Annotated in this window: 12 protein-coding genes; 4 read left to right on the forward strand and 8 right to left on the reverse strand. The window is 62.7% G+C overall.

What is annotated here, in order from left to right:
* Nucleotides 1-18: 18 nt before the first annotated feature.
* Genes C793_RS0101385 through mnmG form a run of 3 tightly spaced genes read right to left on the reverse strand, consistent with a single transcriptional unit; the run spans nucleotide 19 to nucleotide 3368 of the window.
* Entirely contained in the window at nucleotides 19-786 is a 768-nt protein-coding gene (locus C793_RS0101385; RefSeq protein WP_017429154.1) for a ParA family protein, read from the reverse strand.
* A complete protein-coding gene (rsmG, locus tag C793_RS0101390) occupies nucleotides 787-1467 on the reverse strand; it encodes a 16S rRNA (guanine(527)-N(7))-methyltransferase RsmG (RefSeq protein WP_017429155.1) in 681 nt (226 codons plus the stop codon).
* The gene (mnmG, locus tag C793_RS0101395; protein ID WP_017429156.1) at nucleotides 1464-3368 is read right to left on the reverse strand and encodes a tRNA uridine-5-carboxymethylaminomethyl(34) synthesis enzyme MnmG; all 1905 of its coding nucleotides are present in this window, start codon (nucleotides 3366-3368) and stop codon (nucleotides 1464-1466) included. Before mnmG ends, rsmG begins: the two co-directional genes overlap by 4 nt.
* Nucleotides 3369-4075: 707 nt before the next feature.
* Between mnmG and C793_RS0101400 the strand changes: the two genes are divergently transcribed.
* Nucleotides 4076-4762: an SDR family oxidoreductase gene (locus tag C793_RS0101400; RefSeq protein ID WP_017429157.1), complete on the forward strand. Its 687-nt coding sequence runs from the start codon at nucleotides 4076-4078 to the stop codon at nucleotides 4760-4762.
* Between the two features lie 28 nt (nucleotides 4763-4790).
* On the opposite strand, the gene C793_RS0101405 is transcribed toward C793_RS0101400, so the two are convergent.
* The 5 genes from C793_RS0101405 to argC all read right to left on the reverse strand — a co-directional run bounded on the left by C793_RS0101405 (nucleotide 4791) and on the right by argC (nucleotide 8893).
* Nucleotides 4791-5567 carry an amino acid ABC transporter ATP-binding protein gene (locus C793_RS0101405; RefSeq protein ID WP_017429158.1) on the reverse strand — a complete coding sequence of 259 codons (777 nt, stop codon included), beginning with the start codon at nucleotides 5565-5567 and terminating at the stop codon, nucleotides 4791-4793.
* Nucleotides 5568-5576: 9 nt separating this feature from the next.
* A complete protein-coding gene (locus C793_RS0101410) occupies nucleotides 5577-6248 on the reverse strand; it encodes an amino acid ABC transporter permease (protein WP_017429159.1) in 672 nt (223 codons plus the stop codon).
* A gap of 114 nt (nucleotides 6249-6362) precedes the next feature.
* Nucleotides 6363-7163, reverse strand: a complete 801-nt coding sequence (locus C793_RS0101415) for a transporter substrate-binding domain-containing protein (RefSeq protein WP_017429160.1) — start codon at nucleotides 7161-7163, stop codon at nucleotides 6363-6365.
* A 199-nt stretch (nucleotides 7164-7362) separates the two neighbouring features.
* Nucleotides 7363-7716 (reverse strand): iron-sulfur cluster insertion protein ErpA, encoded by a 354-nt coding sequence (gene erpA, locus C793_RS0101420; RefSeq protein WP_017429161.1) that lies wholly within the window; start codon nucleotides 7714-7716, stop codon nucleotides 7363-7365.
* Between the two features lie 139 nt (nucleotides 7717-7855).
* Complete coding sequence (argC, locus tag C793_RS0101425) at nucleotides 7856-8893, reverse strand: N-acetyl-gamma-glutamyl-phosphate reductase (protein ID WP_017429162.1); 1038 nt, start codon at nucleotides 8891-8893, stop codon at nucleotides 7856-7858.
* A gap of 140 nt (nucleotides 8894-9033) precedes the next feature.
* Between argC and C793_RS0101430 the strand changes: the two genes are divergently transcribed.
* From C793_RS0101430 to thiD, 3 genes are all read left to right on the forward strand, one after another.
* Entirely contained in the window at nucleotides 9034-10839 is a 1806-nt protein-coding gene (locus tag C793_RS0101430) for a chloride channel protein (protein ID WP_017429163.1), read from the forward strand.
* A gap of 95 nt (nucleotides 10840-10934) precedes the next feature.
* Nucleotides 10935-11366, forward strand: a complete 432-nt coding sequence (gene hemJ / locus C793_RS0101435; RefSeq protein WP_017429164.1) for a protoporphyrinogen oxidase HemJ — start codon at nucleotides 10935-10937, stop codon at nucleotides 11364-11366.
* Nucleotides 11366-12169, forward strand: coding sequence for a bifunctional hydroxymethylpyrimidine kinase/phosphomethylpyrimidine kinase (gene thiD, locus C793_RS0101440; RefSeq protein ID WP_017429165.1), 804 nt, complete (start codon nucleotides 11366-11368; stop codon nucleotides 12167-12169). Before hemJ ends, thiD begins: the two co-directional genes overlap by 1 nt.
* Nucleotides 12170-12308 lie beyond the last annotated feature (139 nt).

Below are 12308 nucleotides of genomic sequence, written 5' to 3' on the forward strand. Positions count from 1 at the left end.
AGGCCCGGTACCCGGGCATCACGCTGCCAGGCGCTTGAGCATTTCCCGGGCGAGTACACGATACGCCTGGTTGCCACGGGACAGGCGCGCGTACTGGTTGACCGGCAGGCCGTGGCTGGGCGCTTCGGCCAGCTTGACGTTGCGCGGAATCGTGGCCTTGAGCAGCCGGTCACCGAAGTAGCTGCGCAGCTGGCTGTCGACTTCCCGGGTCAGGCTCATGCGCTTGTCGTACATGGTGCGCAGGATACCCGAAATTTGCAGAGCGGGATTCACGCTTTGCTGGATCTGTTCGATGGTGCCCAGCAGCGCCGAAAGCCCTTCCAGGGCGTAAAATTCGCACTGTAGCGGAATCAGCACGCCATCGGCGGCGGTCAGGGCGTTGACCGTGAGCATATTGAGCGATGGTGGGCAATCGATCAGGATCAGATCGTAGTCGTCCTTCAACGACCCAAGAGCCACGGCCAGACGGCCCTGGCGTTCGTCGCGCTGCAACAGCTCGACTTCCGCGGCGGTCAGGTCGCCGTTACCGGGCAGAACATCGTGGCCCGCCGGCAGATTGCCGACAACCGCATCCCGGGCGTTGGCCTCGCCCAGCAACACGTCAAGTACGCTGATATCGAGGTCGTGCTTGTCAATGCCGCTGCCCATGCTGGCATGCCCCTGGGGGTCAAGATCGACCAGCAGCACGCGACGCCCCAGCGCGACCAGGCTGGCAGCAAGGTTAACGGCCGACGTGGTTTTGCCCACGCCGCCTTTCTGATTGGTCAGGGCAATAATTTGGCTCACTTATTCCCCTCCTTGCGGGGTCAGAATCAAAAGCTGGCGTTGGGCGTCGGCGAAAGGAACCGCCAGCCGCCGGTGCTGGCTGAGCGTTACTCCGGCGGGCAAAGCGTCCAGTTCATCATCGGCGCCCGGGCCTTTCATTGCCAGCCACTCGCCGCCGGCCGCCGGCAAATGCCGCGTCAGGCTGATGAAGTCTGCCAGACTGGCAAACGCCCTTGAGATCACCTGGTCAAAACCGCCAACGTCGAGGGCTTGCACCCGTTGCTGGGTAGCGGTCACGTTGGTCAGCCCCAGTTCGATGATCGCCTGGCGCTGAAAGCGGACTTTCTTGCCGTTGCTGTCCAGCAGGGTGACGTCGAGATCGGGCATCAGGATGGCGAGGACCAGCCCCGGCAATCCCGGCCCGGCGCCCACGTCCAGCAGCGCCCCCGGCCGGATAAAGGGCAGCACCGCAGCGCTGTCGAGCACATGGCGGGAAACCATCTCGCCCGGGTCGCGTACCGCGGTGAGGTTATAAGCCCGGTTCCACTTGTGCAACAAGGCAACCAGCCCCAGCAGCCGGCGGTGTTGCTGATCATCCACCGCCAGGCCCAGGTCGGCCAGGCCTTCTTCGAGACGCTCGCCGATGGCGGGAGCCAGGGACGCCAGCAACGCCTCGGACGGGTAGGGAGCGGCCGTGGTCATCCGTTGGCCACCCTGGCTGTTTCCAGCATCCGGTGTTTTTTCAGGTGGACCAGCAACATCGATATCGCCGCGGGGGTCACGCCGGCGATCCGCGATGCCTGAGCCAGCGTTGCCGGGCGTGCTTCACCAAGTTTTTGCTGCATTTCGTTGGAGAGGCCGTCGACCTGTTCGTAGTCCAGCACCGCCGGGAGCGGCGTGGCTTCGTGACGCTTGAGCTTGTTGATCTCATCCTGCTGACGATCGATATAGCCCTGATACTTGGCCTGAATCTGTACCTGCTCGGCCACGGTGGGGTCGTCAACCGCCTGCCCTTCGACGCCCGGCAGGGCCGCCACGTCGGCATAGCCGAGCTCCGGACGCTTGAGCAGACCGGCCAGGCTGGTGTCCTTGGTCAGCGATTTCCCCAGCGTTTGTGCCAGCTGCTGGCCCGCTGCGGAGGCCGGCTGCACCCGGGTGGCCGCCAGCCGGCGGGTTTCCGCTTCGATGGCATCGCGCTTGCGGCAAAACGCTTCCCAGCGCTCGTCGTCAATCAGCCCCAGTTCGCGACCGATTTCGGTGAGACGCAGGTCGGCGTTGTCCTCGCGCAGCAGCAGGCGGTATTCCGCCCGGGAGGTGAACATGCGGTAGGGCTCTTTGGTACCCATGGTAATCAGGTCGTCGACCAGCACGCCCAGATAGGCCTCGTCGCGACGCGGCCACCAGGCGTTCAGGCCCTGGGCGCGGCGGGCAGCGTTGAGCCCCGCCAGCAGGCCCTGAGCACCGGCCTCTTCGTAGCCGGTGGTGCCGTTGATCTGCCCGGCAAAAAACAGGTTGTGGACAAATCGGGTTTCCAGCGAATGATGCAGGTCTCGCGGGTCGAAAAAATCGTATTCGATGGCGTAGCCCGGGCGGGTAATATGCGCGTTTTCCAGCCCCTCGATGGAGCGCACCAGCTCCAGCTGAACGTCAAACGGCAGCGAGGTGGAAATACCGTTGGGATACAGTTCGTGGGTATCCAGACCCTCGGGCTCAATGAAAATCTGATGGCTGCTCTTGTCGGCAAAGCGGTCGACCTTGTCCTCGATCGACGGGCAATAGCGTGGACCAATGCCTTCGATGCTGCCCGAATACATCGGCGAGCGATCGATATTATCGCGGATAATCGCGTGGGTGCGCTCGTTGGTATGGGCAATGTGGCAGCTCATCTGCCGCGGATGCATATCGCGGCTGCCCAGATACGACATTACCGGTGCGGGATCATCGCCGGGCTGCTCATCCAGCCGGGAAAAATCCACGGTTTTGGCATCCAGCCGCGGCGGCGTGCCGGTTTTCAGCCGATCGACGCGAAACGGCAGCGCACGCAGGCGTTCGGCCAGAGCGTTGGAGGGCGCATCGCCGGCGCGGCCCCCACGGGTGGTATCCGTCCCGATGTGAATCACCCCGCCGAGAAAAGTCCCGGTACAGAGCACGACGGTTTCGCCGTGGAAATGAATACCGGTTTCGGTCACCACGCCTCTTGTGCTGTCGCCGTCCATGATCAGGTCGCCGGCGGCCTGCTGGAAAATGGTCAGATTGGGTTGATTTTCCAGCACGCGGCGAATAGCGCCCTTGTAGCGAACCCGGTCGGCCTGGGCGCGAGTGGCACGCACGGCCGGCCCCTTGCGCGCGTTGAGCACGCGAAACTGGATGCCGCCCTGGTCCGTGGCCAGCCCCATGGCGCCGCCCAGCGCATCGATTTCCTTGACCAGGTGACTTTTGCCGATCCCGCCGATCGCAGGGTTACACGACATCTGGCCCAGAGTTTCGATGTTATGGGTCAGCAGCAGAGTCTGACAGCCGGTGCGGGCGGAGGCCAGTGCGGCTTCGGTTCCCGCATGGCCACCGCCGATGACGATAACGTCAAAGCGGTCGGGGTAATTCAAGAGACACCTCGTCTTGTGCGTTGGGCACCGTTGAGCATGAGTATCGAGGAACGGCGCACAGGCACCATGGTTGTTTATGGCCGGGCAGTATAAACCTCCTGTGGGTAACCGTCAGGTTTTTCCACACCTCGGTTTTGGCATCAGAGCGCCTGTTAACAGTTAATATAATATATATAAAAGAAGTTCTGTTGTTGTTGTAATTACTGGTGTTGATAAAATCTGTGGAAAACCTAACTTTTAATAATTTTATCAATTGCTTGAGACGTGGATACCATCGTGATGAAAGCGCTGGAAAGACGCGTATAAGCCTTGAATCAACGGTGGACAACATGCCGTTTTATCCACCGCGCCACCTGGCTACCGCTTTTCCACCGATTCATACCGCCCTTGTTACCGCGGGTGTGAACAACATGGGGTCGGCTGTCTGAACAGCGCTGAAAGCGCTCAGTGCGCGGTCGGGAAGGGTGGTCGGCCAGCCGTGTAAAGAATCGTATCCACAGGCAGGAATAACGGCTGAAAGTCTTGCTGAGGGCGAAAAACGCGATTGTTGGACGCCAAAACAGCGAACCATGACGGTCGGAAAGCGGGAGTATTGAACAGAAATCGAGCAGGACTATCCTGCTGATAGAGAGCGAGACGTTGAGGGCGGGAAATCGGCGGCGTTAACCTGAGCGCCTTATGCCTTTTAGCTGCAACAGGAGTTCAGCATGAACGAGCGCGTATTGTTGATTACCGGCGCTTCCAGCGGTATCGGCGCGGCAACGGCCCGAGCCGCTGCGGAGAAGGGCTATCGTCTGGTGCTCGCCGCACGCAGCGGTGAGAAGCTCGATGCCCTCGCCGATGAGATCGGCCGGCAGCAGGTGGTCACCGTGAGCTGCGATGTCACGTCGATGGACGACCAGCGCGCCATGGTCGAACAGGCGCTAGCTGCTTTTGGCCGCCTGGATGCGGTATTCGCCAACGCCGGGCGCGGCGGTTCACCGGGCGGTTTCAGCGAGGCGGATCACGAGCAGTGGAAGGATATGCTGCTGACCAACGTTTACGCTGTTGGCCTGACCCTGCAGGCAACGCTGCCGGCGCTCAGAGAGAGCCGTGGGCAGGTGCTGTTGACCGGCTCAGCCGCCGGGCGCGCCACCATTCCCGGGTCCATGTACAGCGCCAGCAAATGGGCAGTAACCGGCATCGGCTACAACCTGCGCGAAGAGCTTCGCGGCACCGGTATTCGCGTTACCCTGCTTGAGCCGGGCATGGTGGATACCCCCTTCTTCGATGAGCCGCCGACCCATGCCATGAAGGATACCGATATCGCCAATGCGGCGATGTATGCCCTCGACCAGCCGGCGCATGTGGACGTCAACGAAATTCTGGTACGCCCCACGCCGGCGGTGGAATAGCACACCCCGGCCCCGTAAGGCCGGGTAGTCAGTGCTTGAGTATCCGGCCCAGAAAGTTCTGCGTGCGTTCGTGTTGCGGGGCGTCAAACAGCTGCTCCGGTGGCCCCTGTTCGGTAATTTCGCCCTGGTGGATATAAATCACGCGGTCGGCGACTTCCCGGGCAAAGCCCATCTCGTGGGTGACCACCACCATGGTCATGCCCTCTCGGGCCAGCTCGCGCATGGCATCGAGCACTTCGCCGATCATCTCCGGGTCCAGCGCCGACGTCGGCTCGTCAAACAGCATCAGCCGGGGTTCCATGGCCAGGGCGCGAGCCAGCGCCACGCGCTGCTGCTGCCCGCCGGATAGCTGGGTCGGATATTTGTCCGCCTGATCCTCGATACCCACGCGCTTGAGCAGCTTCAAGGCGTTGTCCCTTGCCTGTTGCTGGTTGATCCGGCGGACCTTCATGGGGGCCAGGGTGACGTTGTCGCGCACGCTGAGGTGGGGAAACAGGTTGAACTGCTGAAACACCATGCCTACTTCGGTGCGGATCTGCTGTAGCGCCTGGCCGCCCTTGCCGTGGGGCAACAGCGTCTTGCCCGCGACCTCGAGGGCCCCCTGCTGAAACTCTTCCAGCCCGTTGATACAGCGTATCAGGGTGGATTTGCCCGAGCCGCTGGCGCCGATCACCACCACGACTTCGCCGGGGGTGATCTCCATGTCGATATCCTTGAGGACGTGCAGGCTGCCAAAGTGCTTGTTGAGCTTTTGCATGTCCACAATGGGAGCATTGCTTGAATCGGATTGTGTTGGGGTCGTCATGAAGCGTCCTTATTCTCCGGCGAGGCCTTTGCGCTCAAGCTGTGCGAGCAGGATGGAAAGCGTCCAGGTAATGGCCAGATAGAGGATCGCCACCATGAAATACACTTCCATGGCGGTGAAGGTGGTGGCGATGTAGATCTGCCCCTGGCGGACCAGCTCACCCACGCCGATGACCGAGAACAGCGAGGTATCCTTGATGCTGATAATCGCCTGGTTGCCTAGCGGCGGCACCATGCGCCGCAGCGCCTGAGGCCAGATGACATGGCGAAAGGTCTGGCGGCGCGACAGCCCCAGCGACAGCGCCGCTTCGCGCTGGCCCTGGGCGATGGATTGCACGCCGCCGCGCACGATCTCGGAAATATACGCCCCGGAGTTGATGGCCACGGCAGCAATACCCGCGGTCAGCGCGTTGATCGGTCCGCCCAGCAGCTGGGGCAGGCCGTAAAAGATGAACAGCACCTGCACCAGAATCGGGGTGCCGCGGAATACCTCGATGTAGACCACGGCCATCCAGCGCAGCCCGCGTAGCCGGCTGATGCGCATCAGGCCGAAGATAATCCCGATGATAAAGCCGATGGCAAGGCCGCCGAACGAGATCAAAAGCGTCCAGGGAATGCCGGGCAGCAGGTGCGGTACCGCAGCAATGGCGGCTGTCCAGTCAAAGTTGAAGGATACGTCCACGTTGTTTTCTCCTGAAAGGGGACGATACAAACCGGTGGATCAAAACAACCCAGGGCCGGGAGCAATGCCCTCCGGCCCTGGGGAAAACACTAGTAAAATCAGGCTCGGCGAGATTCAGTCGGCGTCGGGCGCTTCACCGAACCACTGGGTATAGATGTCGTCGTAGGTACCGTCTTCCTTCATCGCGGCCAGCGCTTCGTTGGCCGGCTCGATCCATTCGCTGCCCTCGTGAAAGACGATGCCGTATTGCTGGCCTTCGTATAGCGGGCCGACCACCTTGGCGCGGCCTTCGCCCTGGGTTTGGGCAAAGTAGCCGACGTTGGGCGCGTCATAGAAGGCAGCGTCGACGTTGCGGCCCAGCAGTGCCATGTACATGTCGGAGGTGCCCGGGTAGGGCGTGATCTCGGTACTGTCGTCGAGATTTTCCTCGAGGTAGTCGTAGCTGGTGGAGCCGATCTTGGTGGCCACCGTCTTGCCGTCGAGGTCATCGAGGGATCGGATATCCTCGTTGCCGTCGCGCACCATCAGGCGCAGACCGGAATCGTAGTAGGGGTCGGAAAAATCCACTACCTTGTCGCGCTTGTCGGTGATGGTGGTGCCGGCAATGGCGATTTCCTGGCTGCCGGTTTGCACGGCGGGAATGATGCCGGAAAACTTCATGGTGGTCAGGTTGACCTCGAAACCGGCGCGATCGGCCACTTCGTTGATGATATCCATGTCGAAACCGACCATTTCATCGGTTTCCTCGTCGAGCATCTCGAAGGGCACAAAGCTCGGATCGGTCGCCACGTTGACGCTGGGTTGATCCTCGGCAGCGGTGGCCGTGGCGCTGCCCATGCCCAGCGCCACGGCGGCGGCCAGCAGGGTGCCGGTCAGCGGTGCGGTATGCGGTGTGCGATGCGTCTTGTTCGCCATGATGTCTGCTTCCCGTGTTGATAAGCGCCCGATAACAGGGTCAGAAAGAAGCGCCTGCGCCCTGATATCGCGGCAATTATTGGATTTTTTCGTAACGGACAAGCCAACTCTGGCGAGAAACCGGCGGAGCGTCAAGCGGACGATTGAACGAAGGTTTAACGCTAACCGCCCGTTGCCATGTTTGAACCCGGTGGGGTCCTTAAACCATAAACGAAGCGCCACAGCCGCAGGTTGAGCTGGCGTTGGGGTTTTCCACGCGGAAGCGCGCACCCGCCAGGCCTTCTTCATAGTCCACGGTCGAGCCGACCAGGTACTGGTAGGAGAGCGGGTCCACGACCAGCGCCGCGTCGCCGAATTCGATCAGCGTATCGTCGTCGGCCACCTTGTCGGCAAAGTCGAAGCCGTACTGGAAACCCGAGCAGCCGCCGCCGGTGACGTAAACGCGCAGCCGGGGTTCGGGGTTGCCGTCCGACTGGCCCAGCGCCTTGAGCTGCAGGCGGGCGCTGTCGGAGAGCAGCAGCGGGGTGGGGATAAAGGATTCGGCACTACTCATGGTGGTCTCCCGCAAGCGTGAGAGGTAACGGAGGTCAATAATCGCTTGTCTGATCGTTAGATTATGGGTAATTCCCGGTAAAAGGGTCAACTTTTACCGGGCAGGGCCGGTATGAACAATGCCTGGTAGAGAGCGCGTGTCAGGGCATTATCGCCGGTGCGTCAAGGCCGGTCGTTTCGTCGAGTCCGAACATCAGGTTGAGGTTTTGAATCGCCTGACCGGAAGCTCCCTTGACCAGGTTATCAATGACCGAGAGGACGACCACGGTATCGCCGCCTGCCGGGCGATGCACCGCCAGCCGGCAGACGTTGTTGCCCTTGACGCTGCGGGTTTCCGGATGGCTGCCCGCCGGCATGACGTCGACAAACGGTTCCTGTGCATACCAGCTTTCCAGCATGGCCTGGAGATCAACTTCCGGCTCGGCGGTCAGCCGGCCGTACAGCGTGGCATGGATACCCCGAATCATCGGCGTCAGATGGGGCATGAACGTCAGGTCGACTTCGCCGTTGTGGGCCTCCACCAGCCCCTGGCGGATTTCCGGCAGATGGCGGTGGCCGCCCGCCGCGTAGGCCTTGAGCGACTCACCCGCCTCGGCCAGCAGCGACCCCACCTTGGCGGCGCGTCCGGCTCCGGTAACGCCGGTCTTGCAGTCGGCGATCAGCTGGCCGGGGTCGACCATACCGGCCTGTAGCAGCGGGATGAAGCCCAGCTGCACGGCCGTCGGGTAGCAGCCGGGGACAGCAATCAGACGCGCCTGTTTGATCGCATTGCGGTTCATTTCCGGCAGGCCGTAGACGGCTTCCTTCACCAGCGACGGCGCGCCGTGGGCCTGGCCGTACCAGGCTTCCCATTCGGCGATATCGCGCAGGCGGAAGTCGGCCGAAAGGTCAATCACGCGGGTGCCGCGGTCCAGCAGGTCGCCGGCCAGGGCGTGGGCCACGCCGTGGGGGGTGGCAAAAAATACCGCGTCCATTTCGCCCAGCTGCTCGGCATTGGGTTCGCTGAAGGCCAGCTCTTGATAGTGGCCGCGCAGGTTCGGATAGATATCGCAGACCCTGACGCCGGCTTCGGAGCGCGAGGTAATCGCCTCGACGCTGACGCCGGAATGCCGCGCGAGCAGGCGCAGAAGCTCTACGCCCGTATAGCCGGTACCGCCTACTATGCCAACCTTGATCACGTTTGCCTCCTTATTATCGGGTGCCCGTCTGATTGCCTGAGCTCGCGCCGCGGGTGTCCGGCGCCTGGCTGTCGAAGTTCATACGCCTATGATACACAATGGCAGGCTGACAGGAGCAACGTCACACAAGGACATCCAGAGTGCCACCCGTATTACGATCGTTTTTTACCCTTGAGCGTTTCCGGCGCCAGCTGGCCAACGTGGATGCGCTGCCCCAGCTCTGTATTCTGGGGCTGGTCGCCGGGATGATTACCGGGTCGCTCATGGTCGGGTTTCGCTTCATGCTGAGCCTCGGGGCGCTGGTTTATATGCCCGATGGCAACCCCGAGGCCTTTGAGCAGCTGGCGCCGCTGTGGCGGGCGCTGCTGCCGCTGGTGGCAGTGCTGTTGATCGGCGCCTGGCTGATTCGTCAGACCCCTGCCGCGCGCAAGATCGGCGTGGCCCACGTCATCGACAGGCTGACGTATCACCAGGGGCGCTTCCCGCGGCGCAACTGGTTGACCCAGTGGTGGGTGGGGCTGATTTCGGTCCTCGGCGGGCTCTCGGCCGGCCGCGAAGGACCGGCCATTCACCTCGGCGCGGCAGCGGCCAGCGGGCTGGGCCAGAAGCTGCGCCTGCCCCACAACAGTCTGCGAGTGCTGGTGGCCTGCGGTACCGCCGCGGGCATTTCCGCCTCGTTCAATACGCCCATTGCCGGGGTGATTTTCGCCATGGAAGTGGTGATGATGGAGTACACCATTGTGGGCTTCATGCCGGTGATCATGGCGGCAACCGTCAGCGGGCTGATGGCGCAGCTGGCGTTCGGTTTTGAGCGCCCGTTCCAGGCCAGTGACGTAATGCTCGGATCGCTGATCAATCTGCCCTGGATCGTGGTCAGCGGCTTCGGTATCGGCCTGCTGGCCTCGGGGTTTGTGCGCCTGGCGCGCGCGGCCGAGCGTTTCAGCCGGCTTTCCCTGCCGGCGCGTTTTGCCCTGGTGGGCGTGCTGGTCGGCCTGGTGGCCTGGTTTTACCCCCAGGTGCAGGGCATGGGCTATGACACCCTGGGCCTGACCTTCAGCGGCGAACTTGCGGTCGACGTACTGATTGCCGTGGCAGTGGGCAAGCTGCTGCTGACCGCCTTTACCGTGGCGTGCGGCATCCCGGTGAGTATCATCGGTCCGATTCTGGTGGCCGGCGGAGCGGCCGGGGCGCTGTTCGGCCTGGCGGGCACCCAGCTGATGCCGGAGCTCTCGGCGAGCCCCACGGTGTACGCCATGCTGGGCATGGCGGCGATGATGGGGGCTATTCTGCAGGCACCGCTGGCCGCGTTGATGGCGCTGCTGGAGCTGACCCACACGCCCAACATGATGCTTCCGGGCATGCTCGCCGTGGTGATTGCGTGCTTGACCACGCGCCAGCTCACCGGCTGCAAGGGCTTTTTCATCAGCGCGGTACACGGCAGCCGCCACCCGCTTCAGCATCCGCTGATGCAGGCCCTGTCGCGGATTTCGGTTCCCGCGGTCATGGAGCGCAATCTGGTGCGAACGCCGCGTGTCATCGCGCCGGAAACGGCGCGCAAGCTGTTGGATAACAATCCGGTCTGGCTGGTTATCGAGCGCAAGGGCGAAGGCAAGCCGCTGCTGGCGCTGAAAGGCGCGATCCTGGCACGCTGGCTGCTGGAGCACGAAGCGGCCATTGAGCAACGGCGGCCGGGCTTTCGCCAGATTGACCTTCTGGAGATTCCCGGCAGGCGCCTGGAGCTTGCGCCCATCGGCCTTCAGGCCACGCTGTCCGAAGCCTTTCTGGCACTGCAGAATGATGACCTGGGGGCGCTGTACGTGACCCACGGGCAGCGTCTCAACAAGGCACGGATTTCAGGTATCATCACCCGTGGCGCCATCGAACGCTATTACCACTTTACCGACCGGCTGCCCGAGAGTCGCAGCCCCGAGGGGCGCAGCCCGTGAATCGGCTCTGGCCGCTGCGGCGGCAGGCGGCCCGGTTGCTCAACCCCGATAGCGGCAATACCGCTTGATTCTGCCGGAATACTCAAGGAGCCCGCATGTACTTATGGGTGAAGGCCATTCACCTCATGGCCGTTGTGACATGGTTTGCTGCGCTGTTTTATCTCCCGCGCCTTTACGTTTACCACGCCATTGCCCGGGACAAGGGCGAAAACGCCAGCATGAACACTTTCAAGACCATGGAGCGCAAGCTGTATCGCGGCATCATGACGCCGTCGATGATTGCGGTCATCGTGCTGGGTATCGCTCTGCTGGCGCTACAGCCCCATTGGCTCAGCCAGGGCTGGATGCACGCCAAGCTGTTCTTCGTGGTGCTGCTGATCGCCTACCACCACGTCTGCCTGATCTATCTCAAGCAGTTTGCCGAGGATCGCTGCTCGCGTTCCCAGGTGTTTTTCCGCTGGTTTAACGAGCTGCCGGTGCTGGCGCTGGTAGCAATCATGATTTTTGCCGTGGTCAAGCCCTTTTAATGGCGCGCCCGCTGCCTCCTGCGGTGCTGGTGCTGGCCGGGCATGACCCCACCAGCGGTGCCGGACTGGTGGCCGACAGCGAAGCCGTGGCCGCCAACGGCGGCTGGGCGCTCACCGTGCCCACGGCGCTGACCGTGCAAAACGGCGATAATGTGCGCCGGGTGGTGCCCGTCGACTCGGCAATCATGCAGGAAACCGTCGATACGCTCGGCGATATGCCGGTGGCGGCGATCAAGATCGGCCTGCTGGCCGATGCGGCGACGCTCGACGCGGCGGCGCGGATCGTGCGCCGCTTTCCCGGCGTACCGGTGGTGATCGACCCGGTGCTCAAGGCCGGCGGCGGGGCCGAGTTATCCACTCCCGATCTGTGCCAACGCTTTGTGGATAACCTGATCGGGCAGGCGGATATCCTCACGCCCAACCGCCACGAGCTCGCCCGGTTGACGCCCGAGCTGCCGGATGACAACGACACCGAACGCGCCGTGGCGCTGCTCTCGGCCGGCTGCCAGGGCGTGCTGGTGACCGCCACCGACGATCCGCTGCCGAGCAGCAACGACGCAACGGTCACCCACACCCTGCACACGCCGGACAACGCCCGCCAGTGGCAGTGGCCGCGTCTGGCGGCCGCCTATCACGGCTCCGGCTGCACCCTGGCCGCTGCGCTGGCCACTCGGTTGGCCGCCGGTGATACGCTGACTGTTGCCTGCGAGCAGGCGCAGCATTTCGCCTGGCAAAGCCTGTCACACGGTTACCGGCCGGCGCACGGCCAGCGTTTGCCCAATCGCTTTTTTGCGTATCGTTAATGGCCGGCCGGGGTTTTTCTGCCACGCTTGGCGGGATCGCAGCTTTTTTGGCCCATATTCCCGGCGGTCCACATCGACCTGTATCGCCGACCCCATCGCTAATTTCTATCGCCAACCCTTATCGACCCACACTTGTTCA

This window comes from Vreelandella jeotgali Hwa (assembly GCF_000334215.1).
Classification (GTDB): domain Bacteria; phylum Pseudomonadota; class Gammaproteobacteria; order Pseudomonadales; family Halomonadaceae; genus Vreelandella; species Vreelandella jeotgali.

Coding starts and splice junctions, on each gene's coding strand:
- C793_RS0101405 (WP_017429158.1), bottom strand. CDS start 5,567: ATGACGACCCCAACACAATCCGATTCAAGCAATGCTCCCATTGTGGAC.
- thiD (WP_017429165.1), top strand. CDS start 11,366: ATGGCGCGCCCGCTGCCTCCTGCGGTGCTGGTGCTGGCCGGGCATGAC.
- erpA (WP_017429161.1), bottom strand. CDS start 7,716: ATGAGTAGTGCCGAATCCTTTATCCCCACCCCGCTGCTGCTCTCCGAC.
- C793_RS0101400 (WP_017429157.1), top strand. CDS start 4,076: ATGAACGAGCGCGTATTGTTGATTACCGGCGCTTCCAGCGGTATCGGC.
- C793_RS0101415 (WP_017429160.1), bottom strand. CDS start 7,163: ATGGCGAACAAGACGCATCGCACACCGCATACCGCACCGCTGACCGGC.
- hemJ (WP_017429164.1), top strand. CDS start 10,935: ATGTACTTATGGGTGAAGGCCATTCACCTCATGGCCGTTGTGACATGG.
- rsmG (WP_017429155.1), bottom strand. CDS start 1,467: ATGACCACGGCCGCTCCCTACCCGTCCGAGGCGTTGCTGGCGTCCCTG.